At 72.4% G+C, this 23,709-nt stretch carries 23 protein-coding genes; 11 read left to right on the forward strand and 12 right to left on the reverse strand.

Annotation, left to right across the window (positions count from 1 at the left end; genetic code table 11):
• The first annotated feature begins 48 nt into the window (after positions 1 to 48).
• The 3 genes from KBX34_RS11830 (at position 49) to KBX34_RS11840 (ending at position 2,139) form a co-directional block, all read left to right on the forward strand.
• Complete coding sequence (locus KBX34_RS11830) at positions 49 to 927, forward strand: alpha/beta fold hydrolase (protein ID WP_210924956.1); 879 nt, start codon at positions 49 to 51, stop codon at positions 925 to 927.
• Between the two features lie 370 nt (positions 928 to 1,297).
• Positions 1,298 to 1,747, forward strand: coding sequence for a hypothetical protein (locus KBX34_RS11835; RefSeq protein WP_210924958.1), 450 nt, complete (start codon positions 1,298 to 1,300; stop codon positions 1,745 to 1,747).
• Positions 1,744 to 2,139, forward strand: coding sequence for a hypothetical protein (locus tag KBX34_RS11840; RefSeq protein ID WP_210793630.1), 396 nt, complete (start codon positions 1,744 to 1,746; stop codon positions 2,137 to 2,139). The genes KBX34_RS11835 and KBX34_RS11840 overlap by 4 nt, the downstream gene beginning before the upstream one ends.
• A 36-nt stretch (positions 2,140 to 2,175) precedes the next feature.
• On the opposite strand, the gene KBX34_RS11845 is transcribed toward KBX34_RS11840, so the two are convergent.
• Together KBX34_RS11845 and KBX34_RS11850 are read right to left on the reverse strand one after the other, a co-directional pair.
• Positions 2,176 to 4,338, reverse strand: coding sequence for a hypothetical protein (locus KBX34_RS11845; RefSeq protein WP_210924960.1), 2,163 nt, complete (start codon positions 4,336 to 4,338; stop codon positions 2,176 to 2,178).
• Between the two features lie 13 nt (positions 4,339 to 4,351).
• Positions 4,352 to 5,293 (reverse strand): SDR family NAD(P)-dependent oxidoreductase, encoded by a 942-nt coding sequence (locus tag KBX34_RS11850; protein WP_088947175.1) that lies wholly within the window; start codon positions 5,291 to 5,293, stop codon positions 4,352 to 4,354.
• 130 nt (positions 5,294 to 5,423) lie between these two features.
• On the opposite strand from KBX34_RS11850, the gene KBX34_RS11855 reads away from it, so the two are divergent.
• On the forward strand, positions 5,424 to 6,260 hold the full coding sequence (locus KBX34_RS11855; RefSeq protein WP_307871378.1) for a helix-turn-helix transcriptional regulator: 837 nt from the start codon (positions 5,424 to 5,426) through the stop codon (positions 6,258 to 6,260).
• Positions 6,261 to 6,274: 14 nt separating this feature from the next.
• Here the strand turns inward: KBX34_RS11855 and KBX34_RS11860 are convergent, their stop codons facing one another.
• Positions 6,275 to 7,042, reverse strand: a complete 768-nt coding sequence (locus tag KBX34_RS11860) for a TetR/AcrR family transcriptional regulator (protein WP_210924964.1) — start codon at positions 7,040 to 7,042, stop codon at positions 6,275 to 6,277.
• Positions 7,043 to 7,115: 73 nt separating this feature from the next.
• Positions 7,116 to 7,493, reverse strand: coding sequence for a hypothetical protein (locus KBX34_RS11865; protein WP_210924966.1), 378 nt, complete (start codon positions 7,491 to 7,493; stop codon positions 7,116 to 7,118).
• 279 nt (positions 7,494 to 7,772) lie between these two features.
• On the opposite strand from KBX34_RS11865, the gene KBX34_RS11870 reads away from it, so the two are divergent.
• The 4 genes from KBX34_RS11870 to KBX34_RS11885 all read left to right on the forward strand — a co-directional run bounded on the left by KBX34_RS11870 (position 7,773) and on the right by KBX34_RS11885 (position 11,657).
• Entirely contained in the window at positions 7,773 to 9,065 is a 1,293-nt protein-coding gene (locus KBX34_RS11870) for a sensor histidine kinase (RefSeq protein WP_210924968.1), read from the forward strand.
• On the forward strand, positions 9,053 to 9,718 hold the full coding sequence (locus tag KBX34_RS11875; protein WP_088947172.1) for a response regulator transcription factor: 666 nt from the start codon (positions 9,053 to 9,055) through the stop codon (positions 9,716 to 9,718). The genes KBX34_RS11870 and KBX34_RS11875 overlap by 13 nt, the downstream gene beginning before the upstream one ends.
• Before the next feature lie 102 nt (positions 9,719 to 9,820).
• A complete protein-coding gene (locus KBX34_RS11880; protein ID WP_088947171.1) occupies positions 9,821 to 10,882 on the forward strand; it encodes a Gfo/Idh/MocA family oxidoreductase in 1,062 nt (353 codons plus the stop codon).
• Between the two features lie 247 nt (positions 10,883 to 11,129).
• Positions 11,130 to 11,657, forward strand: a complete 528-nt coding sequence (locus KBX34_RS11885) for a DUF1062 domain-containing protein (RefSeq protein ID WP_307871380.1) — start codon at positions 11,130 to 11,132, stop codon at positions 11,655 to 11,657.
• Positions 11,658 to 12,027: 370 nt separating this feature from the next.
• Here the strand turns inward: KBX34_RS11885 and KBX34_RS11890 are convergent, their stop codons facing one another.
• From KBX34_RS11890 to KBX34_RS11900, 3 genes are all read right to left on the reverse strand, one after another.
• Positions 12,028 to 12,189 carry a hypothetical protein gene (locus KBX34_RS11890; RefSeq protein WP_185755252.1) on the reverse strand — a complete coding sequence of 54 codons (162 nt, stop codon included), beginning with the start codon at positions 12,187 to 12,189 and terminating at the stop codon, positions 12,028 to 12,030.
• A gap of 523 nt (positions 12,190 to 12,712) precedes the next feature.
• Positions 12,713 to 12,934: a hypothetical protein gene (locus tag KBX34_RS11895; protein WP_030335934.1), complete on the reverse strand. Its 222-nt coding sequence runs from the start codon at positions 12,932 to 12,934 to the stop codon at positions 12,713 to 12,715.
• A gap of 279 nt (positions 12,935 to 13,213) precedes the next feature.
• Entirely contained in the window at positions 13,214 to 14,317 is a 1,104-nt protein-coding gene (locus KBX34_RS11900; RefSeq protein WP_088947169.1) for a PIN domain-containing protein, read from the reverse strand.
• 219 nt (positions 14,318 to 14,536) lie between these two features.
• Here KBX34_RS11900 and KBX34_RS11905 point away from each other — a divergent pair, with 219 nt between their 5' ends.
• A complete protein-coding gene (locus KBX34_RS11905; protein WP_210924970.1) occupies positions 14,537 to 16,573 on the forward strand; it encodes a glycosyl hydrolase family 28-related protein in 2,037 nt (678 codons plus the stop codon).
• A gap of 42 nt (positions 16,574 to 16,615) precedes the next feature.
• Here KBX34_RS11905 and KBX34_RS11910 read toward each other — a convergent pair whose 3' ends face one another.
• The 4 genes from KBX34_RS11910 to KBX34_RS11925 all read right to left on the reverse strand — a co-directional run bounded on the left by KBX34_RS11910 (position 16,616) and on the right by KBX34_RS11925 (position 20,645).
• Positions 16,616 to 17,287 (reverse strand): hypothetical protein, encoded by a 672-nt coding sequence (locus KBX34_RS11910; protein WP_210924972.1) that lies wholly within the window; start codon positions 17,285 to 17,287, stop codon positions 16,616 to 16,618.
• Positions 17,288 to 17,301: 14 nt separating this feature from the next.
• Positions 17,302 to 18,387, reverse strand: a complete 1,086-nt coding sequence (locus KBX34_RS11915; RefSeq protein ID WP_210924973.1) for a cellulose binding domain-containing protein — start codon at positions 18,385 to 18,387, stop codon at positions 17,302 to 17,304.
• Positions 18,388 to 18,455: 68 nt separating this feature from the next.
• Entirely contained in the window at positions 18,456 to 19,505 is a 1,050-nt protein-coding gene (locus KBX34_RS11920; RefSeq protein ID WP_210924975.1) for a nitronate monooxygenase family protein, read from the reverse strand.
• Between the two features lie 30 nt (positions 19,506 to 19,535).
• Positions 19,536 to 20,645, reverse strand: coding sequence for a hypothetical protein (locus KBX34_RS11925; RefSeq protein ID WP_247671721.1), 1,110 nt, complete (start codon positions 20,643 to 20,645; stop codon positions 19,536 to 19,538).
• Between the two features lie 146 nt (positions 20,646 to 20,791).
• Here KBX34_RS11925 and KBX34_RS11930 point away from each other — a divergent pair, with 146 nt between their 5' ends.
• On the forward strand, positions 20,792 to 21,757 hold the full coding sequence (locus KBX34_RS11930; protein ID WP_210793620.1) for a hypothetical protein: 966 nt from the start codon (positions 20,792 to 20,794) through the stop codon (positions 21,755 to 21,757).
• A 121-nt stretch (positions 21,758 to 21,878) separates the two neighbouring features.
• On the opposite strand, the gene KBX34_RS11935 is transcribed toward KBX34_RS11930, so the two are convergent.
• Positions 21,879 to 22,988, reverse strand: a complete 1,110-nt coding sequence (locus KBX34_RS11935) for a ricin-type beta-trefoil lectin domain protein (protein ID WP_210924977.1) — start codon at positions 22,986 to 22,988, stop codon at positions 21,879 to 21,881.
• A 281-nt stretch (positions 22,989 to 23,269) separates the two neighbouring features.
• On the opposite strand from KBX34_RS11935, the gene KBX34_RS11940 reads away from it, so the two are divergent.
• A complete protein-coding gene (locus KBX34_RS11940; RefSeq protein ID WP_099851866.1) occupies positions 23,270 to 23,542 on the forward strand; it encodes a hypothetical protein in 273 nt (90 codons plus the stop codon).
• The last annotated feature ends 167 nt before the right edge of the window (positions 23,543 to 23,709 follow it).

Genomic DNA, 23,709 nt, shown 5'->3' on the forward strand with positions numbered 1-23,709 from the left:
GGCGAGGGCCACCGCCCCTGCCGGCACCGCTCACCAGGAAGGTTTCCCGTGGACCCCAGGATCAACGGATTCGACTACCGCCGCGTGACAGTCGCCGACGGTGTGACGCTCAACGTCGCCGTGGGCGGCTCCGGGCCGGCGATCGTGCTGCTGCACGGCTTTCCGCAGACCCACCTCATGTGGCGGCACGTCGCGGCCGACCTGGCCGCCGACCACACGGTCATCTGCCCCGACCTGCGAGGCTACGGCGACAGTGACAAGCCCCTCGACCCCGACGGCGACGGGTACGCCAAGCGCACCATGGCCGCCGACGTCGTGGCGCTGGCCGCCGCGCTCGGCCACCAACGGTTCGCGTTGGCCGGCCACGACCGTGGTGCCCTGGTCGCGTTCCGCGCTGGTCTCGACCACCCGGAGGTGATCAGCCATCTCGCGCTGCTCGACGTGGTGCCCACCCTCGACACGTGGGAGGTGCTGCACGGCACCTCCGCCGCCGTCGCGTTCCACCTGTACCTGATGGCACAGCCGCCCGGTCTGCCGGAAGCGCTGATCGGCGGCAGCCCGGACGCCTTCTTCGGCCATTTCCTGGACGTCTGGACCCGTGATCCGGAGGCGATGCCGGCGGACGTACGGGCGGAGTACCTGCGCGCGTCCCGGGAGGCGGTCACCTCGATCGTCGCCGACTACCGGGCGTCGGCCGGCATCGACGTCACCCACGACACCGCCGACCGGGAGGCCGGCAATCAGCTGCGGGTGCCGGTGACCGTGCTCCAGCAGGACTGGGGCGCCGCGCTGGGCTACGACGCGGCCGCGGTGTGGCGCGCCTGGGCTCCGGATCTGGAGCATCGGACGGTCACCTGCGGGCACTTCATGGCGGAGGAGGCACCCGCCGAGGTGGTCCGGGCGCTGCGGGCGCTGCTCGCCCGCTGACCGATCGGCGACCCGATCGCACCATTGTCACCCTCGGCAAGATATCCGACACTCTTCGTCACCGAGGTGATGGTGTGGTCGGGTCGCTGCGCTCCGGGCGACCCGACACGGTCGAATCCGGCCCGGAATGGGCTCTGACCTGCGTTAACACGACGTTGCACCTGGTGGACGACAACCGGTCATCGGTGCTACACAGGCAGATATCGGCAGCCAACGACGGCGAGTCGCAGCTTTCTCGCTCAACGACCGTCCACAGGCAGCGCACCAACGGGCCACGCCGCACGGAACCGCCGCTCCACAGTCGCGACCCCCCGAACGGCACCGGCCCACCGGCCGCTGCTGGACGCCGGTCCTCGACCAAGGAGTTGCCGTGGGAAACCTCCGTATCCGATCCCGCCACCAGCCGTACGAGATCGCTGTCCTGGCCGCGGCACCCGTATGTGGCGTGCTGATGATGACCCTCGAGGTCCGGCCGACCTCCGTGCAGACGGCAATGCCGGTGCCCATCCAGGTCGCCTGGGAGCTGGGTCTCATCGCGGTGGGTGTGGGCGGGCTGCTGGGCATCGTGTGGCCCGGCCGGCTCTCCACCGGGTTGGGCATCGAACTCGCGTCCGTGCTGGTGCTCGGCACGATCACCGGCATGTACGCGGTGGCCGTGGTGGCCATGTCGGGCCGACAGTCCATCGTCGCGACGTCGTTCGTCATCGCGGTGACGATCGGGTCGCTCTGGCGGGCGGCGCAGATCGCCGTCGACCTGCGCCGCCTGGTGCGGGCCTGCGAGATCGTGGGCTACGAGAAGGTGCCGGCAGGTGCCACGTGAGTAGCTCCCCGCCGCCAGTCGCACCGCACTGGGTGCAGATGGCGCTCAGTGTGCTCGCCATCCTCGGCGGAGGCACCGGCCTGGCCGCGATCGCCACCGTGGTGGTGCAGCGGGGCAAGTTCAGGGCCGACGCCGCCGACACCCTCACCGAGGCCGCACTCACCCTGGTGCAGCCGTTGCAGTCCCGGATCACCCAGTTGGAGGGCGAGGCGCTCAGCGCACGATCCGAGTTGGGCGTGCTCCGCGAGCAGGTCAACAAGTTGCAGTTCGCGGTCCGGGTGCTCACCCGGACGCTGGACCGTTGGCGGGCCGCGATCCAGTCGCCCGACGCCACCCTGCGCAAGGTCCGAGCCATGGTGGCGGAGACCGATCGTTCACCCGAGGATCCCTGAACAGCACCGGACCTCGCACTGCCCGGCCAGGAAGCCTCAGTCACCGCGACGGAGGCGTGCCGCGAGTTCGCCCATCGCCGCCCGGAACTCGGGATCGGACTCGCCCGGATGGTGCCCCCGCACCGGTGGCGGACGGCGCTCCCCCGGAGGAGGCAGCAGGCCCTGTGGATCCCGTAACCGCCGGTCGACCCGGCCGGCCGGGTCGGAGGGGTCCGGAGGCGGATCGCCGGGCCGGTGTGGGGCGAAGATCCAACCACCGACGGGGTCGGTGTCCCGCCACAGGTTGAGCCACCGCCACTCGACACGGTCCCCCACCGCGCGGAGCACCGTCTCGTTGAGATAGGCCGGAAAGAGCCGGGCGTACAGGCGGTCCAGCGGCGACCCGTAGGTGAGCAGGACGACGCGCTGGCGTACCCGCGGGGGCAGCCGCAGCACCGCGAGGGCGAGCAGCACCGACCCGTGGCTGTGCCCGCAGAGCAGCACCCCGTCGTGCCGCTCGGTCAAGTGGGTGATCCGGTCGGCCAGCTCCGGCACCGCACGGTCGGCGTAGCTCGGCGGTGCGAACGGGTGCGCGGCCCGGGGCCAGAAGGTACCCAGGTCCCACAGGATGCCGACGTGCCGGCGGAACCACGCCGTGCGGTAGGCGAACACGCCTCCGAGGATCAGGGCCACCAGCACCGCGGCGACGAGATAACTGCCCAGGGCCAGACCCATGCCGACGGCCCCGGCTGGCAGCCCGAGGACACGCCACGCCAGTTGGTCCGGCGCCAGGTCGGTCAGCCTCAACAGACTCGTGGCCAGACCGATCACCGAGAGGGCCGCGTACGTGATCGCGAGGAGTCCCAGCCACTCGACGAACCTCGCGCGGGCGACCGCCCTCGTCACCTGTCGCAGCCGCTCGGCGCCCTCCGGCCCCACCGCCGGGAAGTCGCGGGCGGTGATCGCCGCCGCCGCCCGCCACCGGCGGCGTCGCGACAGGAGGGTCAGCCCACCGCACAACACCACGCCCGCGATGACGTGCACGAAGAAGGCCAACAGCGTCCACTGGTACGGCAGCGGCGGCCCACCGTCGCCGCGGTAGCCGCCGAGCAGGTTGCCGCTCTGGTAGACGAGGTTGGCGGCGAACGCGCTGCCGAGGCCGACCGCGATGGCCGCGACCACCGCCGCGCCCAGCCCCCGCGGCAGCGCGTTGCGGCGGCCTCCCCGGCCCTGGTGCCACAGCACCAGCCCGCTCAGCGCCACCAGCAGCGTCATCTGCGTGAGCAGCGCCCAGTTCACGACCTCGTCGTAGCCCGGCAGCCCGTCCGACGACGGCCAGGGGCGCTCGTCGAGGGCGACGGCGACGAGGGTGGCCACGCTCAGAGCAACGGCCACCGCGCCCACCGTGCTGGCGGTCCGGGTGACCATCCGCATGGTCGCCGCCCGGTCCAGCAGGCCGGGGACGGCGAGCAGAACGGCGCAGACCGCCAGCACCGCCGCGCTGAGCGCCAGCAGCACCGTAGTCGAGGCCGTCGCACCGCTGGCGGTCCGGGCCACGAGCAGCATCAGGTTGAGCACCGCGAGCGCGGCGGCGACGTGGACCGCGCGCAGCCGTCCCACCATCGGCTCGACGGCCCACAACGGGTTGCCGGCCGGACGGGGCCGACGGGTGCCCAGCAGCCGGAGGAAGGCGACGGCGGCGATCGGCAGCAGAGCGAGCACCGCCAACCGCGGCCCGACCTCCCGTCCGTCCAACCCCGCCATGGTGTCGAAGGGACCACGGCACCGGGCCGCGCCCAGACACCGCCAGGCGAGCAGGTCGAGGGCCACCCCGCCGATGGACACCACGTACAGCACCGTGAGGTTCAGGGCGAGGAGCCGGCACAGCACGGTGACCCCGGCGCCGCTGCGACGGCCGGTCGGCCGCATCCAGACCGCCACGTTGCTGAGCATGAACGGCAACAGGAAGACCAGCGAGAGCGTCCGGGCCACGGTGCCGGAGGGCAGGTCACCCCACCGGTACGCCTCCAGCGTCACACCGTCGGGCTCGGCGTCCTCCGATTCGGCGGCGCGGTGGAAACCACCGCTGTCGTCACCCGCGACCTGCCGGACGTGCGCCCGACCGAGGACCTGCTCCGGTCGCGCCCCCGACACGCCGTGGACCCGCAACTCCACGACGTCGTGCCGACCGGGCCGCTGCTGGTGCGGCGTGTCATCCATCGGCGCGTCGTACTCAGCGGCCGGTGGTGCCGACGCGATGAGAGATCAGGTCCGACGCGACATTCCAGAGCCGTTCGGCGTTACCCGGGTCGACTGCGTACGCGGCCACACCGGTGTAGTCGGCAGGGCGCTCGGTGACGACCGCCGCCTCGGCGCAGTCCTCGAAGTAGCGACCGCCCACGCCGTCCAGCAACGGGGACGCGGCGAGCAGCACCGAGGTGGCGGCACCCTGCTGCGGGGTCTTCTGCCGTTCCTTGGGCGTACGCAGCCCGCCGGTGTGCTTCTGCAACCCGGTGGCGATCGCGCCCGGGTTGAGCGCGTTGGCGTGGATGCCCTCGCCGGACCAGCGGCGGGTCGCCTCGACCGCGAGCAACGCCTCGGCGCTCTTGGACTGCCCGTACGCGAGCAGCGGGTCGTAGGGCCGGAACGCGAAGTGCAGGTCGTCGAAGATCACCGGGGAGAAGAGGTTCCCGCTGGAGCTGACCGACACCACCCGGGCGCCACCGGCCGCGGCGAGGGCGTCGTGCAGACCGACGGTCAGGGCGAAGTGCCCCATGAAGTTGGTGGCGAACTGCATCTCCCAGCCCTCGGCGGTGCGCTCCAGCTCGGGCAGCGCCATGATCCCCGCGTTGTTGACCAGGATGTGCAGGGGCTGGTCCCAGCCGGCGACGAACCGGCGTACCGAATCCTGGTCGGCCAGGTCCAGCTCGCGGGCGCTGACCCGGTCCGCACCGATGCTGGCGGCGATGTCGGCGGCGGCCTGCTCGCCCGCGGCGACCCGGCGTACCCCGAGCACCACCTCGGCGCCGGCGGCGGCGAGCGAACGGGCCGTCTCGACACCGATGCCGGCGGCGCCTCCGGTGATGACGGCCCGCTTGCCGGTCAGGTCGACACCGGCGAGAACCTCGTCGGCGGTCGAGGCGAAACCGAAGGGAGTGCTGATCCGAGTTGTCATTGCTGTCCCGTCTCTCGATCACGCTTACCCCGACACTGTCACCCAGGCGGCCGGTGCCAGCCGGATCCCTGCTTTTCCTGGGACTGGCAGGACCAGGATGGGCACCGGTGGCGGCTCCTACGATGAGCGGGTGAGCACAGCCGGCCCGCTGGGCGAATACCTGCGTGCCCGGCGCGAGCTGATCAGGCCGGGTGACGTCGGGCTGCCCGCGCACGGCCGTCGGCGGGTGCCCGGCCTGCGGCGCGAGGAGGCTGCCCTGCTCGCCGGCATCAGCGTCGACTACTACCTGCGGTTGGAGCAGGGCCGCGACCGGCACCCGTCGACGCAGGTGCTGGATGCCCTGGCCCGCGCACTGATGCTGGACGCGGAGGCCGCGGCACACCTGTACGGCCTGGCCCGGCCGGCGCCGGCCCGTCCGGCTGCGCGCCGGCAGGAGCGGGTGCCCCTGGGCATCCGGCAGTTGGTCGGCTCGTGGAGCGAGACCCCCGCCTTCGTGCACGGGCGACACCTGGACGTGCTCCTCGCCAACCCCCTCGCGACCGCGCTGGCACCGATCTTCACGGCCGGGGTGAACCTCCTGCGCGCGGTCTTCCTGGACCCGAGCGTGCCGGCGCTCTACCCGGCCCTGACGGCCGTCGCGGCCAACGCGGTGGCCGGCCTGCGCGCACAGGTCGGCGCCGAGGTGGACGATCCCCGGCTCACCGAGCTGGTCGAGGAGCTGACGGCCGGCAGCGAGCGGTTTCGGCGGTTGTGGGCCCGACACGACGTCACCGTTCGCGCGGGCGGTGGTCTACGGGTGTTCCGGCATCCGCAGGTGGGCGAGCTGGAGTTGCGCTACGAGAAGTTCACCATCAGCGGCACCACCCAGTCGCTGGTCGTCTACCACGCCGAGCCGGGTGGCCCGTCGGCGCGCTCGCTCGCCCGGCTGGCCCGAAGCGCGGCGGGCGACGGCGACGGATCAGGCTAGCTCTGCAGGGCCGGTCACCGGCTGGCCGCCCGCTCGGCGACCACCACCGAGATCCCGTCGAGGACGCGTTGCAGACCGAACTCGAAGGCGTACTCCGGGCCGTACGCGGCACCGTGCTGCTGACCGGCTGCGGTGCCGACGCGGGAGGCGATCGGATAGCTGCCGGCCGTCATGAACGTCTCCAGCCAGGGCGCGTGCGACTGCCACCACTGGCCGTCGGTCATGCCGGACTGGCGCTCCAGGTCGACCACCTCGGAGGCGGCCCGCGCCGCGCTCTTCACGTGGCCGAGGACGAGCGTGAGCACCGCGTCCATCTCGACGTCGCTGAGACCGATGTCGACGACCGCGCCGAGCTCGTAGTCGTACTTGGCCAGCAGGTGCGGGCCGAGCACCGGTCGGGTCGTCTCGGCCCGCAGCATCCAGGGATGCCGCTGGTAGAGCGCCAGGTTGTCGCGGGCGATCCGCTCCAGCCGGGCCCGCCAGTCACCCTCGACAGCGGGTCGCGGCATCTCGCCGTACGCGGTGTCGACCATGACGTCCACGAGTTCGGCCTTGCCCGGCACGTACGTGTAGACCGACATGGTGCCGACGCCCAGCGCCTCGCCGACGCGTCGCATGGTCAACGCGTCGAGACCCTCCGCGTCGGCGATGTCGATCGCGGCCCGGACGATCCGGTCGACGCTGAGGCCGGGCCCGGCGCTGCGGCTGGTCGGCTCCCGGGTGCGCCAGAGGATGGCCAGGCTGCGGGCCGGGTCCGCGGTCGCCTTGCGCTCACTCGCCATGGTGCGGCCATCCTAACAACGCGGGCGTACGACGTACGCCGCGCGGCTGGCCGCACCCCGGCCCTGCCGGCGGTCACTCGGCCGCCGGGGGCACCGACCGCAACCAGCGGTAACCCGCGCCGAGCGTGGCCGCGAAGGCGATCACCACGGCGTACGACCAGGCGTCCCCGCCCGCGCTCAGATCACCGAAGCGGTTGGCCAGGAAGCCGACGAAGGTCGCCATGCCCAGCCCGGTCACCGCGACGACCGCGCGAAGATCGGCCACCACCGCCGCGTACGCCCCGGCGACAACAGACATGACCAGCGTCCGAGCGGGCAGCTCGGCCGGGGAGAACAGCGCCCCGGCGAGCAGCGCGGCGCCGATCAGCACCGTCCAACCGATCGCCACGCTCACCCCGGTCGGGGTCGACCCGCCGACCATGGCGGTCTTCTGCTCCTGATCGACAACCACAGCACGCCTCCGGCGAGGGCAGAGACCCGTACCTCGGGCCCGCCGAAGGCAATGACACAGCGACGGGGCGCCGCCGACCAGGGCTTTCACGCTTCCGCTACGCCAATCGGCGCGATCGTGACGCCGCTTTGACGCGCAACGGCCAGCGCGCCCGGGTCAGCTGGCCTCGCTGTCGTCGGACAGCGCCGCACCGCCGTTCGGTGGGTAGTGCTGGGCATACCCCGGGAAGTGGATCTGGACGGCTGGGGCGCGTGGTCGTCCCCGATTAGCGTCTCTTGCATGACCCCGGAAAGCCCTTCTCACCTGGCCAGGGCGCTGCGTCGCCGCGACTGGCTGGTCTCCGCCTGGCCATGGCGGGCGCTGGCCTATCTGGTCAGCACACTGCCGATCGCGGGCGTGCTCGCCGTCGGGCTGCTCGTCATCGGCGCGCCCCTCTTCGCCGCCCTCAACGCGCTGCTGCTGCACGGCCGGCCGCCAAGCATCCCGCTCATGCTGTTCCTGGCGGTCGGCAGTCTCACCCTGCTGGCGCTGGCGCCGCTCATGAGCTTCCCGGTGGCCGTCATCGAGCGGTGGCGGCTGGGGCTTGTCGACGGCCGCCCACTGCCCACGTCACCGTGGCCCGGCCTGGCCGCCCGTTACCGAAGTGCAGCCGGGTGGCGGGAGGTGGCGTACCTGTTCTGGCTCGGCGGAGTCGCCCCGGTCGCGTACTGGGTGTTCCTGGTGGTGGTGCTGCTCGACCTCGGGATGATCACCAGCCCCTGGCTGGCCGGCGACTCCAACCAGCCCGTCGTGATCTGGCAGCCGATCGACACCACAGGCGAAGCCATCCCGTACGCGATAGTGGGCGTGCTGCTGATCCCGGTGCTCTGGTACGCCGTCGGTCTGCTCGCCGCCGCCCAGGCCGCCGTGGCCCGGTGGGCGCTGGCCTCGCCGGTCGACGCCGCGGCGCTGCGCGAGGTCGCCCGGTCCCGCACCCGGCTGGTCGGCGCGTACGAGGCCGAACGCCGCCGGATCGAACGGGACCTGCACGACGGCGCGCAGCCGCGACTGACCAGCCTCACCCTTCAGCTCGGCCTGGCCCGACTGGACGTACCCGAGGACTCCCCCGCCGCCCGGCCGCTCGCCGTGGCGCACGAGCAGGCCCGGGGCCTGATGGTGATGCTGCGCCAGTTGGTGCACGGCATCCGGCCGCAGAGCCTCACCGACCTCGGCCTGGCCGGCGCCGTACGCGAGTTGGCCGACGCGGCCACCGTCGCGGTCACCGTCCGCGCCGACCTCGACGACGAGCTACCGGAGATCGTCCAGACCACCGCGTACTTCGTGGTGTCCGAGGCTCTCGGCAACGTGGTCCGGCATTCCGGCGCGACCAGCGCGGACGTCCGTCTCACCCGGGCCGGTGGCGACCTCGTGGTCGAGGTGTCCGACAACGGCCGGGGCGGTGCCGACCCGACCCGGGGTACGGGCCTCACCGGTCTCGCCGACCGGGTCGCCGCAGTGGACGGACGGCTGTTGCTGTCCAGCCCGCCCGGCGGGCCTACCCTGGTCCGGGTGGAGCTGCCGTGCCGTCGCTGACCCGGGTGGTGCTCGCCGAGGACGAGGTGCTGCTGCGGGAGGGCCTGGTCGCGCTGCTGACCCGCTTCGACTTCACGGTCTGCGCTGCGGTCGGCTCCGCGCCGGACCTGCTCGACGCCGCCCGCGAGCACGAACCGGACCTGGTGCTGACCGACATCCGGATGCCGCCCGGCCGCCGCGACGACGGGCTGCGCGCAGCCGTCGCGTTGCGCGCCGAGCGACCCCACCTGCCGGTCGTGGTGCTCAGCCAGTACGTGCAGACCGGGTACGCGGCGGCGCTGCTGGACAGCGGAGACGGCCAACGGGTGGGGTACCTGCTCAAGGACCGGGTCGCCGAGGTCACCGAGTTCGTCGACACGCTGCGCCGGGTCACGGCCGGTGGCACCGCCATCGACCCGGATGTGGTCCGGCAACTGCTGCACCGCCCCCGCGATCCGCTCGCCGCGCTGTCCGCCCGGGAGCGCGAGGTGCTGGCGCTGCTGGCCGAGGGACGGTCGAACGCCTCGATCGCCCTCCGGCTGCACGTCACCGAGGCGGCGGTCGGCAAGCACGTCGGCAACATCCTGTTGAAGCTCGACCTGCCACCGAGCGACGACACCAACCGTCGGGTGCTCGCGGTGCTCACCTACCTGCGGGCCGACCCGGCGAGCTGACCAGCGTCGGGCCGAGATCGGGTCGGGCCGCTCGGGGCGATAGGTTTTCCTCAGCGGTACCGCCGCCACGTCGGGCGCGGACCAGGGAGATGGGGGCACGGCATGGCGGAGGCGCTGCGGGTTGGCCTGCTGGGGTACGGGCTGGCGGGCCGGGTGTTCCACGCACCGCTGATCGCCGCGACGCCCGGGCTGCGGCTCGACGCCATCGTGACCCGCGACCCGCAGCGGCGCGAGCAGGCCCGGCAGCACTTCCCGGACGCCCGCCTGGTCGACGACGCCGACGAGTTCTGGCGTACGCCGGACGCTCTGGACCTGGTCGTGGTGGCCACGCCGAACCGGCTGCACGTGCCGATGGCACGGGCGGCGCTCGCAGCCGGCCTGCCGGTCGTCGTCGACAAGCCGTTGGCCGCGACTGCTGCCGAGGGTCGCACGTTGGTCGACGAGGCGACCGAGCGTGGGGTGCCGCTGACGGTGTTCCAGAACCGGCGTTGGGACGGCGACTTCCTGACCGCCCGCCGCCTCGTCGAGCAGGGCGAGTTGGGGCGGGTGCTGCGCTTCGAGTCCCGGTTCGAGCGGTTCCGTCCGACGATCAAGCCGGGCTGGCGGGAGCTTGCCAGTCCCGAGGAGGCCGGCGGCGCACTCTTCGACCTCGGCGCCCACCTCGTCGATCAGGCGGTGCAGCTCTTCGGCCGGGTCGACCGCGTCTACGCGGAGGTGGACCGTCGCCGCGCGGGCGCAGCTGTCGACGACGATGCCTTCGTGGCGCTGACCCACGCCAACGGGGTCCACTCGCACCTGTGGATGGGCGCGGTCACCGCTCAACTCGGCCCCCGCCTGCGCGTGCTGGGCGACCGGGCCGGCTACACGACGTACGGGCTGGACGTGCAGGAAGCGGCGCTGCACGACGGCGGCCGGCCGGACCAGCCGGGCTGGGGCGAGGTCCCGCCGGAGCGGTACGGCAAGCTCGGTGTCGACGGCGACCTCCGACCCGTGCCGACGGAACCCGGTGCGTACCAGAGCTTCTACGCGCAGGTGGCGACGGCGCTGCGCGACGGCGCGCCGATGCCGGTGGACCCACGGGACTCGGTCGCCACGGTCGAGCTGATCGAGCTGGCCCACCGGTCCGCGGTCGAAGGCGCGGTGCTGCCGGTCCCCACCGTCTGACCTTGTCGTAACCGGCACCTGTCCGGTCGGACGGTCCTGAAGCGCTCGAAAACCAGTGGATCGGCGCCGCTGGGCGCCGTTACCGTGCGCGCAACCAGGTCGTCTAGGCAAGGACGTGCCGTTGTACACCCTGTGAGACATCCCAAGCGCTGATCTGTCGCGCGTCGCGCCGTGTGCGCCGCGCCGCTTTTTGCTGCGGACCTCTCACTGAAACCGGTGTACCTCTGTGCTCAGAAACTGGGCCGTCGTGCCCACCTGCCTGCCACTCATCAACCGCCGTTGCCGCTCGTGCGCGTCCGAACGCCTCCGGCCAAGCGGCAAATTTCGAGTCAACGCCAACCACAAACTCATCGACGTCTGGCTCCTCGCGCTCTGCACCGCCTGCGGGGAGACGGCAAAGCTCACCGTCCTGGAGCGAATGACAGTTCGCACCATCCCACCGGAGTTGCTGGACCGGTTGCACGGCAACGACCCTGGACTGACAGCCGATCTGCTCCAGGATCCGGACGTGCAGCGCGCCAACCGCATCGCCCTCGACTGGACTGGCGCCTGGCGCCTCGACACCGGCGGATCGGATCACCCGGACGGCGAGACGATCGACGTCTCGGTCCGCTTCGCGGCGCGGATCCCGGTCCGACCAGTACGACTGATCGCTGAAGGTTGCGGTCTTACCCGAGGCGAGGTCGAGAGACTGATCGTCCAGGGGAAGCTCGTTTCGGCGGTCCGGTTGAACGGCAAGCTCTCCGGCGACTTCACGTTCACCCTCAAGCACTGACCGCTTTTCCCTACGACCACGGGCCTGTCCGGCATCTTCCGCAGGGCAGGCCCGTGGGCGTTCCACCCGCACCGCCGACAGCACGTCACCCGATTTGCCCGTCTCGGGTTGCCGGCGTGCGGTTGATCGACTCGGTTTTCATGAAGTCGCGGTGTCAGACCGCCTGCGATACCCCGATTTCAAGAAAGCCGAGTCGATCATGGCCTGAGAGTCGGTGGCCTGAGAGTCGGTGGCCTGACGGGCGGGCGGCCTGACGGGCAGGCGGGCGGAGGGTCTGACGGGCGGGGCTGGCGGCATCGCCGACGGGCGGGCGGCCGGCGCCGGATCGGTCGGGAGCGCACGTGTCGGGTTCACGGACGGTTCGTCCGGCTCAGGTGCCCGGGTCCTGCTCGGAGGGGGCGTCGTCCGGCACCCGGGCGTCGTCGTCGGTCAGTGCGTCGTCCGACGGCTTGGCGTCGTCGCCGAGCCGACGCTCGGCCTCCCGGACCTCCTTGTCGAGCCTGGGGTTCTCCTCGTCGGGACCGTGCGACATGGCGACCTCCATCGGGCGCGACCGGGAACCTCCGACACCCTCGACCGGGTGCCTCCGAGCACCCATGACCGGGCGCCTCCGAGCACCCGCGATCGGGGACCTCCGAGCACCCGCGATCGGGGACCTCCGAGTACCCGGCCTGACGGCGGGGACACCGGTACACAGACGCCACTGCGCATCAAACCGACCGAGAAGACCCACCGTCCTCGGCGACCGCGGCCCTCAGGAAACAGGCGGCTGCCTCGATCGGGACGGTCGCAACGTGACTGTGTGCCGGCACCTGCGGGAAACGTCGCGCAGGTCATGTCGCAGAAGCGGTGAAGACGTCGTCGGCGGCCGACCGCAGGCGGGTTGGCTGGGTGCCGAGCACCGGACCACCGGAGCCCGAGCACCGGACCACCGGATGCCGAACGCCGGACCACTGCGCGCCGAACGCCGGACCATTGGGTACCGAGCACCGGGCCGGCCGGCGAGCGCGCCGGGCTGGAGCCCAGGAGCGTTGCCGGCCCGGCCCGGAGCCGGATCAGCGCTGCTTTAGCTCGCGCCAGGAAGGGTGGGTGCCGCGCCAGGCGTCGGCGAGGATGGCCGCCGAGGCCCGGCTTGGGCACTGCTGCACCCGCTCACGACCCGACGCCCCACCGATCTGGGCGCGGACCTCCCAACCCTGCCCGTCAGTACGGATATACACGTCCCGGCGCCCGCGCGGGGTCGTGTCTCCGTTCCACCAATGCTCCTCGACCTTCATTCGCCGACCGTATAGCAATTTTTGCGTCGAGGGTACGGCGCAGGCGGGTGGATACCAGGGCGATAGCCATAATTCAGGCGTACTTCGACCGATCTGGTGACAGGGAGGAACCGCGAGGGCGGATCCTTCCCGCCCTGAGTGGCGGATCAGGCGGATATGAGATATCGCTGAGTACACCGGTCAGGCCGCTTGCCGACCCTCCCTGCCCCGAGGGGCCGGGTGCGGCGAGCGGCCCTCATCTGTGATGCGAACATCACAGGGAGTGATCGGCGGCGGTGCTCATCCCTGGGTGGTGAGCAGGTAGTCGTCGGCTTCCGGGCTCCAGCGCAGATCGACCACTCCCCCGGTGGCCGCGGCCTTGCAAAACTGGAGGAAGCTGCGGTAGCCGAGCTTCTTCTCGCTGAAGTCGGGGCGGGCCCGGCGCAGCTGGTTCTTCAACCCGGACAGCGCCACCGGGTTGCCGCTGCTGCCCAGCTCGGCCACCACACCGCGGAGCAACCCGAAGGCCACCTCCCGGTCGCCGTGTTCGGGCAGCGAGACCTCGGGGTCACCCTTCGCGGGGCCCTCGGCCAGCTCGATCACGGTCTGCTCGGCGAGGTGCCGCAGCAGTTCCCCAAAGGTGCGGAAGCCGTAGTCGGACTCACTGAACGTCGGGTCCTTGCGCAGCAGGGTGCGCTTGAGCCGGGAGGCGGTGACGTCGCCGTTGGCGCTGCCCTGCAACCCAGCCACGGTCTGGGCGACCAGCACGGCGAGTGCGTCGACGTCCCGTCCCGGCTCTTCGCCGGCGGGTCGACGGTCCACCTCGGGCTCGCGCTCCCGTTCGAGCTCCTGCTCCGGCTCGGGCGGGCGCTGGTCCGTGCCGGCCGGCCGGCTGGAACGGCCCCGTCGGCTGCGGGTCGGCGGGATGTCCACACCCTCCAGCCGGTCGTAGTAGAGGAACTCGTCGCAGGCCGGTGGGAGCAGTGCCGACGTGGAGCCCTCGACCCCGACACCGATGACCCGCTTGTTCAGCTCGCGGAGCTTGTGCACCAGCGGGGTGAAGTCGCTGTCGCCACTGCAGATCACGAACGTCGAGATGTAGTCGCGCTCGAAGGCCAGCTCGATCGCGTCGACGGCCATCTTGATGTCCGCGGCGTTCTTACGGGACGCGCCCATCCGTTGCGGGATCTCGATCAGCTCGACGTGCGACCGGGTGAGCATCCGGCGGTCCTCGTCGAAGTACGACCAGTCGGCGTACGCACGGCGGACCACGACACGGCCTCGTTCGGCCAGCGCGTCGGCGATGGGCCGGAAGTCGAAGTCCGCGCCGCCACGGTTGTCGCGTGCGCCCAACGCGAGGTTTTCGTAGTCGAGGAAAAGGGCGATCCGGTCTTCTTGATCCACGGGGGCCAGCCTACGCCCGGCGTGAGCTGGGCGGGGCAGGCGACGCGCGAGACCTCAACTCGACGACCGTCCATTTCTTGCGGCCTGATAGCCCGTTATTTTCATTGTTCGATAGACGTCTTGCAGTGCGATGTGTGGTGCTGCATCATGACGATCAATGTCGGGCGTCGGGGGAACGCCGGGCGGACCTCCACCACCACCCACCCAGGAGGGTCACCGATGTTTCGCAGCCTCATGCCGGCGCGGGGACGCCCCGGCCGGCCCGGCGGCACCGCTGTCGCGCTCGCGGCCGGCCTCGCCGTACTGGTCGCCGGGCCCACAGTGGCCACCGCCAGTCCACCCGCGTCCGCCGGCTCCCAGCCGGTCGTCACCCGGGCCGCTCTCGACACGGCGTTGGTCGCCGGGCGCGGCGCGGACGTCGACTTCGTCGAGCAGGAGGCGGAGAACGCCCGCACCACCGGCGAGGTCATCGGCCCCGACCGGTCCGCCTACACCCTGCCCGCGGAGGCCTCCGGCCGCCGGGCGGTCCGGCTCACCCCCGGCGAGTACGTGGAGTTCGTCCTGCCCAGCGCGGCCAACGGGATCACCGTGCGGTACAGCATCCCGGACGCGCCGCAGGGCGGCGGTATCACCGCTCCGTTGCGGGTCGCGGTCAACGGCAAGCACGTGCGCACCATGACGCTCACGTCGCAGTACTCGTGGCTCTACAACCAGTACCCGTTCACCAACGACCCACAGGCCGGGCTGCTGCACCCGGACTGGTGGATCACCGAGTGCCAGTGCGTGCCGTCGGCCACCACGCCGGCCCCGAGCATCAGCACGCCGTTCCGGCCCGGCCAGTTCTACGACGAGCAGCGGCTCCTGCTCGGCCGCACCTACCGGGCCGGCGACAAGATCCGGCTCACCGCGCCGCCCGGCAGCGCCGCCGCCTGGACCGTCATCGACCTGCTCGACTCCGAGTTGGTCGCGCCGCCGCACGTCCGGCTGCTCGCGGCGAACGTGCTGGCCTTCGGGGCCGATCCCACCGGCCGGCGGGACTCCGCCGACGCGCTGGACCGGGCCATCGCCTTCGCCAGGCGCACCCACCTCAAGGTCTACATCCCGCCGGGCACCTACCAGGTCAACCGGCACATCACCGTCGACGACGTGACCATCGAGGGCGCCGGCAACTGGCACACCATCATCAAGGGCCGTGAGGTCGCCCTGCCGACCCCCGCACCGGACGGCTCGGTGCACACCGGCGTCGGGTTCTACGGCCGCGACGCCGCAGACGGCGGCAGCCGCAACGTCCACCTCTCCGGCTTCGCGATCGAGGGAGACGTCCGGGAACGCATCGACACCGACCAGGTCAACGCGATCGGTGGCGCGATGAGCGACTCGACCATCGACGGGCTCTACCTGCACCACACCAAGGTGGGCGTGTGGTTCGACGGGCCGATGCGCAACGTCCGGGTCACCAACAACATCATCGTCGACCAGATCGCCGACGCGCTCAACTTCCACACTGGTGTGACCGACTCCGTCGTGGCCCACAACTTCGTCCGCAACACCGGCGACGACGGCCTGGCGATGTGGTCGGAGAAGGCGGCGAACGCGCGCAACACGTTCGACCACAACACCGTGCAGTCACCGACGCTGGCCAACGGCATCGCCATCTACGGCGGCACGGACACCACCGTCTCGCACAACCTCGTCGCCGACCCGGTCCGCGAGGGCAGCGCCATCCACGCGGGTTCCCGCTTCGGCGCGGAGCCGTTCACCGGGCACCTGCGGTTCACCAACAACACCACCGCCCGCGCCGGCACGTACGAGCTGAACTGGAACATCGGGCTGGGCGCGATCTGGATCTTCGCCCTGGACCGGAGCATCGACGCTGACGTCCAGGTGACCGGTGACGCATACCTCGACAGCACGTACAACGCGATCATGCTGGTCAGCGACTGGCCGGTGAAGGACCTCTACTCGATCAGCAACGTGCGGTTCCGGGACGTCCGGGTCGACGGCACCGGCACCTCGGTCCTCAGCGCCCGTACGGCGGGGTCCGCCTCGTTCGCCAACGTGGACGCCCGCAACGTGGGCGCTGTCGGCGTCAACAACTGCGGTTCGTTCCACTTCACCCCGGCCGGTTCGGAGTTCACACTGACCGACCTCGGCGGCAACGACGGCGGTTGGCTCGCCCCGTGGCTGCTGCCCAACACCATCACCTGCGACGACCGGCCGCCCGTGTCGCCGCCCCCGCCTCCGGCGCAGTGGTGAACGCGGTGGGCGGTCCGACTCGTCGGGCCGCCCACCGCACGCTCACCGCGTTCTGGCGTACGCCAGCGGCACGCTCGTCGGCTGCCCGTTCCAACTGCCGAGCAGGGTGGGCCCGGTGGCGTCGCCCGCGCCCGGCCGACGGACGACGACCAGGTCGGCCGAGTCGGTGACGATGGTGGTGTTGTCCTCGTCGACCACCTGACGCACGGCGCCCACCGGCGGCGCGTCGGCGTCCCCGGCGCCGCTGACGGCGATCGTCACGGTCGGCTCACGCACCTCACGCCGACCGTCCACCTCGAAGTACTGCTCCGCCTGGCCACCGCCGGCGAGGATCGCGTGGGCGAGCGCGGCGGCGTAGACCGGGTCCGCGCAGCCGTCGTACACCCAGCGCGTGCCGAGCACCGAGTGCTCGGTGGTGCCGATTAGCCAGTCGTCGGCACCGTCGAGGGGCGCGGAGCGGTAGGTGAGCGGGACCTGGTGGACCGGCCCGTCGGCGGTGCCGACCAGCATCGTCTCGATGCCGACCTCGTCGGCCGGGTCGTCGAAGCGGAACGCGCCCCGACTCACCACATCGGCGCCGGTCAGACCGCCGGTGACGCCGGCCAGTTCACCAGCGACGTCGGTCGGCCCGAGGAACCAGGGTTGGCTGGGCAGCCAGGCCGCCAGCAGGTCGAGCTTCGTGGGGCGCAGCGTGGCCCGGTGCAGCAGTGCCATGACCGCAGCCTAGGTCAGAGGCCGGCGCAGGGGTTGCCGTCCACCGTGCAGGTCTCCGGTTCCCGGGCCTTCGGCCGGTTGTCGCGTACGTCGAAGCGGAACGTCTGCGACCCACCGGCGGGCACAGCGGCCCCGGTGAAGGTGACCGACCGCCCGTTCTGTCGCCAGTCCGCGCCGTCGACGTCGTCCACGGTGCTGCCGTCGGCGAGGCTGACCACCACCACCCAGCCGTCCACGGCGGTGGCGGCGCGGTTGCCGAGCACCACTTCGCCGGTGTAGCCGAACAGGCGGCTGGAGTCGGTGTCGTAGCTGGCCGTCAGCGGCGGTGGGGGCGGCGGCGCCGACGTGAGGGTCGGCGAGGGCTTCGCCGACGGGCTCCGGCTCGGACGGGCGGTCGGCGACGCGGCCGTTCGCGAAGGGCGTACCGAGGTCGTCGGCCGCGGCGTGGCGGCGACCTCGACGGGTGTCGCGGACGGCGACGGCGACGGGGCCGCGGGCGGCGCGGCGCGCTGCTCCGATTCGGCCGGAAGCGCCACCCACGCCGCCACCCCTCCGACGGCCACCACCCCGACCAGCGCGGCGGCCACCTGCCGGCGACGGCGACGGGCACGGGAGGGCCCACCGGACACGCCGACCAACGGCAGTTCCGCCGTCATCCCGCCGTCGCCGCGGCGCAGATCGACCTGCTGGAAGGCGAGCCAGTCGAGGATCGCCGGCAACCGTACGGTCAGCGCCTGCCGGAGTTGCTGCGCGCGTGGATCGTGCTGTTCGGCGGACCACGCGCCGTGCGTGGTGACCTCCCGAATCTCCAGCCGACAGCCCTGCCGGGTGGCGGTGACCGCACAGGTCAGCTCGCTGAGCCGGCCGGCCTCGTCGCAGGCCAGGACGAGGAGTTCCGGCTCCCGCCGCTCGGTCACCTCGACCTCGACGTTGGCCTCGAAGCCAGGCAACCCGGCCGTGCGCAGCAGGAGCCGGTCCGGTATGCCCTCCACCGTGTCGGCGTCGGCGAACCACCGGCCGAGCAGCTGCCGATCGGTCAGTGCGAGCCAGACCCGGTCGGGTGGGTGGGACAGCTCGACCTGCGCACCGATCTCGATCACGGCGAGACTCTAACGGGTCTCCGGTCCGTCCCGCCCCGGCCCGCCACAGCTGGTTGCCGGCGTCCTGGTCATCCCCAGCGGGTCGACCGCTCGAGCACTGCGGCGAGCGCCGCCCGCGCCCCGGCACTCACCTCGGTGACCACCTCGGCCGCCGGCAGGTCCCGGGCCAGCGGGTGCGCCTGCCCGGCCCACAGGTTGGCGACCGACGCGTCCCCGTCGCGGCGGGCGGCGGCGAGCAGCGGACGCGTCAGGTGCAACACCTGGGGGTAGCCAATCGGCGCTGCCGCGTCGTGCTGACGCAGGAAGTCGTTGGCCACGCCACGGGCCCGCTTGCCGGTGAACGACCGGGTCAACGCGGTCGGCGCGGCACCGGCCACCGCCGCCCGGTGCATCGGCGAGCTGCCCGCCTCCGGGCAGCACAGGAACGCCGTGCCGAGCTGCGCGGCGGCGGCGCCGGCAGCCAGCACGGCGGCCACCGCGGGGCCGTCGACGATGCCGCCCGCCGCCACCAGCGGCAGGTCGCACCCAGCGGCGGCCAGGCGGAGCAACGGAAGCACCGCGTAGTCGTCGTCGTCCGGCAGGCCGCCACGATGCCCACCGGCCTCGGTGCCCTGAACCACCACCGCGTCCACCCCCAGGCCCGCGGCGGCCGTCGCGGCGTCCGGGCGGGTGACCGTGGCCCACACCTCGGTGCCCCGCTCGCGCAGGGCGGCCACCACCGCCCGATCGGGCAGCCCGAACACGAAGGACACGACCGGGACCGGGTCCGCGAGCAGCGCGGCCAGCTTTTCCGGGTACGCGTCGTCGCCGCCCACCGGTACGCCCAGGCTCACCCCGCGCTCGGCGGCCAGCGGGGCGAGCCGTTGCGCGTACGCCTGGATGGCGGCCTCGTCGACGCCGCCGGGGTCGGGCAGGAAGAGGTTGACGCCGAACGGCCGGTCGGTGCGCGCACGGACCTCGGCGACGTCGGCGACCAGCCGGCCGGTGTCGATCATCCCGGCGGCCAGGAAGCCCAGCCCACCGGCCGCGGAGACGGCTGCCGCGAGCGGCGGCGTGGACGGGCCGCCGGCCATCGGGGCGGCGACGATCGGGTGACGCAACGTGGACAGCACGGACATGCACCCATCCTGCCGCAACGACCCGCCCACTCACGGACGCGCGGTGTACCTCCACCGCAGCACACCGGCCAGTGCCAGCAGGCCCAGCAGGGTCCCGCCTCCAGCCACCAGCAGCCAGGTCCGGCCGCCCAGGCCGATGGTGTCCTCGGCGATCGGACGGACGGCGGTGGGCAACACCGGGGCGGCGGACCCCGTCGGGTGTGCGGCGGTGACCGGCCCGTCGGTGGCCGGGTAACGCAGGATCGTCGGGCGGGTCCCCGGCGGCTGGTCGGCGGATTCGGAGACGGTGAGCAACGACCTGCCGTCGCGACTATAGGTGATCGACTCGCCCTGGGGTTCGTCCGGCAACGGGGTGATCCGCGGGTTGCCGGAGGTCAACGCCTTGACCACGTCGCCGTCGGGCACGTCGTACTCGAAGGCGTCGGCGTAGCTGCGCAGCACCACCCGACGCCCGTCCGGCGCGTTCGCCGCGCCGGTGACCACACCCCGCCCGATGAACGAGAACGGGTTGCTGGTGTCGGTCATAGGCAGGGCCACCTGGCCGGCCGGGGCCAGCGGTGTCGTCGCGCCCGGCCGCAGCGCGGTGCTCGGCGCGTACAGGAAGACCGTGCCGCTGCCGCCCTTGGTGACGATCAGGGGCTGGCCGTCCGAGTCGAGCAGCAACGCCTCGGCGTCGTGCGGGCGGTCCGGGTACGCCATCCGGTGCAGCACCGGCTTGTCCTTCCCAGGCGCGAGCCGCCACACCGCGACGCTGGTGCGGGAGCGGTCGTTGTCGCCGATGTCGGCGACCCAGACGGTGCCGTCCCGGCCGATGGCCAGGTCCTCGGTGTCGCGGGGCTGGGACGGGTAGGACACCGTGCGGACCACCGCGCAGCGCTGGTCGAGGAAGAAGATCCGGCGGCGGGCCTCGTCGTCGGCGCCGTCGTTGACCACCACGTACCCGTCGTCGGTGGCGACCATCCCGGAGATCTCCTTGAGCCGGTCGTCGCGTATCTGGCACACCGGCGCACCGGCCGCCGCCGCGCCCGCCACCCCTGGCGTGAGCAGCACGGCAGGTGTCACCACGCCGGTGAGCAGGGCCGCCAGCACCGCCCCGACACGGGCACCTCGCCCCCACCTCAACCGCCCGCGTACCCGCATCGCCCACCCTCCTCGTCGCGGCCGCGACCCGGCCACCCGCCCATCCTGGCCGATCCCGGCCACCGGCGGCGGTCATCGGGGGTACGCGCCCGCACCCCTGGTGGATGTAGTGTCGCTCCGCCTCATTCTGGATCTGGAGGGTGGCCATGCCCGGGACCGACACCTCCGCGGCCCGCCGGTTCGGGTGGCTGCCGCTGCACCGCCTCGGCCGTCCGGCCACGGGCGCGGCCGTCGCCTGGGTGCCGCTCGCCGCGATCATCTGCGGCCTCTTCACCGGCGCGTTGGTCAGTCGGGCCGCCTGGGAGACCTCCCGGCCGCAACCCGACCGGGCCGAGGCCGGCGCCGTTCTGGCCACGGTCTTTCCCGGCCACAGCCTCGGCGAGATCGACACTCCGCCCGCGCTCTTCGTGGTCTACGGGCACGCGCTGCGTCTGACCACCGTGAAGACCCTGGTGTTGGGTGACGGCGGGGAATACCAGGAGAGCGCCACCAGCGCCGCCGCCCTCGGCGCGCCGCCGGTGCCCACCGAGCAGATCGTCGCGGTGGCCCGGCAGCGCCTGACCGGTGCCGGCTGGCAGGTGTACGACCCGCAGGTGACCGAGGGCACGACCTGCGCCGACAAGACGTGTGCCACTCCGCGGGCGATCACCGACACCACACTGCTCGCCCGGCGTGGCGACACCATCCTGAACGCCTCGGTCTCGTCGCAGACCGCCGTCGACGCCCCCTACCTGTCGGTCGAGCTGCGCCGCGCGCCACCGCCCCTGGTGGTCCCCGCCGGGGTGCTCGGGACGTTGCTGGGGGCGGTGGCGGGTTGGTGGGTGTTCGGATGGGCCAGCCGGCGCACCGAGGGACGACGTCGACGCGGCACGGTGAACGTCCTGGCCGGGGTGGCCGTGGTGCTGTGGTGGCTGCCGGTCCTGCTGGCTGCCCCGCAGCTGCTGCGCCACCACCTCGGCGAGCCGCACCCGGCGTGGCACCCGTTCTGGGAGTGGCTGGGCCAGCCGGCTGCCTCGTTGCTCTTCCTGGTCGGCGCGCTGTGCGTGCTGCTGGCGCTCGGGCTGGCCGCCGGAGCCCGCCGGGACGCCAGGTCCGCCGCCCCGGTCGGCTGACCGCCGCCGGCCGCGACCGCGCGCCGGTCACGGGCCGCCCAGGGCCGGTCCCACCGGCGTACGGCGTGGGACCGGCCGCGACGGGGAGAGTTCGCCGTCACCGACCCGACGCGGGCGTCCGTTACCGGGTGGACCAGCGCTGCGCTCCGGTGCCGTTGCACGTCAGGAGCTGCGTGGTCGTGCCGTTGGCCGTGCCGGCGGAGGTCACGCTCACGCACTTGCCGGCGGAGGTGAGCACGATCGTCCCGTCCGTGCGGAAGGTGAAGCGCTGCGCGGCGGTGCCGTTGCACGTCCAGATCTGCACCCGGGTGCCGTCGGCGCTGGCTCCGCCGTTCACGTCCAGGCACCGGTCGCCGTAGACCCGCAGTTCCCCGGCGGCGGTACGGGTCCAGCGCTGGTTGGTGTTGCCGTGGCAGTCCCAGATGATGGTGGGGGCACCAGCGGTGGTGCTGGCGCCGGAGACGTCCAGGCAACGCCCGGAGGTGGGATTGACCAGGCCGACCGGGGTGCCCACCGGCGGCCCGCCCGCCTGGACCAGGCTGTCGGGCACCGAGCGCAGCGCGTCGTACCAGCGGGCGGCCATCTTGTCGTACCCGCCGGCGTTGGGGTGGACGCCGTCCGCGAGGTCCGCGGTGGTGAGCGCGGCGTGCATGTCGACCAGGTGCACCTTGCTGCCCTTCTGCGCCACGATGCCGGGGATCGCCGCGTTGTACGCCTGCACCCGGGCCTCCCGGTTCGGGTCGGACTCCGGTGTGATGGTGGCGACGAAGATGTCCGCACCCGGGGCCGTCGACCTGATCTTGTCGATGAGACCGGAGAGGCGGGCCGGCGCGTTGGCCACGTCGTAGTTCTGGTTCACGTCGTTCGTGCCGATGTGCAGCAGCACGGTGCGTGGGTCGGTGGCCCGCAACCAGGTGACGATGTTGGCGTCGAGCTGGTCGATGCGCCAGCCCGAGTGACCCTCGTGGTCGTGATCACCGAGGCTGGCCGGCCCGTTGAACCCCGAGCCGACGAAGTCGACCGTGTAACCGCCACCGGCCAGGCGCTGCCACAGGTTGATCCGGTACCCGCCGGGCACGTTGTACCCGTCGGTGATCGAGTCACCGAGTGGCATCACGCGTACGCCGCCGTTCGACTCGGCCTGGGCGGGCGCGACCTGTGCCAGCGCCAGCACGGCGCCGAGGACCAGTCCGAAGCCGCCGGCAGCGGCTCGTCGTGCGTTCCATCGCATGGGTGTTCCCTCTCCTCGCAGGTGGTCCGGGACCTCGGAGGGGTGCGGTCCGCCGAGAACCAGCAACGCCCCGACGCATCCATTGATGCTTGACGATCGTCGGGGTGCCCGGGACAGGGAACGGCACGGGCGCGAGCCGAACGTCGCGCTGGCTGCGCCGAACGGTCCCGCAGGCCAGTCCGGGCTGACTGACGAGGCGCCTCCACCCAGGCGTGCCAGCTGCAGCGGCGGGTAGGCAGCAGCCCGGCGGCATGTCGACACCCGCCGGTCAGGAGGCTCCGATGAGCACGTACCGGGATGATCAGGGCGACACGTTTCCGCCCCCGGAGGCGGATGCCCAAGAGCAGCGGCAGAACGCCGTCGACTACGGGCCGCCGGACCGGGTGTCGGGTGACGTCGACCCGGAAGCGTCCGAGGCGGATCTGGCCGAGCAGGGCGCGCTCCCGGCGGGCACGCTCGAGGAGGCGACGTCGCTGCCGGCCGACGCCAACCCGGCCGACGCCCTCGAACAGCGCCAGGAAATCCCCACCCGCGACGAGGGCCGTCGCACCTGACCATGCACGCCGCCGGCCCGGCCGTCCACACCGGGGGGGGCAGGGCCGCCAACGCGTGTGATGCCTGTGAGTCATCAAGATGACTCACAGGCATCACGCTCGTGCGGACGTCGCACCCGGAGGCTCGGCTCAACCAGCCACGCCCGACCAACCGGCGAAGCCGGCCA

Origin of the sequence: Micromonospora sp. M61 (assembly GCF_018070245.1) — a bacterium.
In the GTDB taxonomy this organism is placed as follows: domain Bacteria; phylum Actinomycetota; class Actinomycetes; order Mycobacteriales; family Micromonosporaceae; genus Micromonospora; species Micromonospora zamorensis.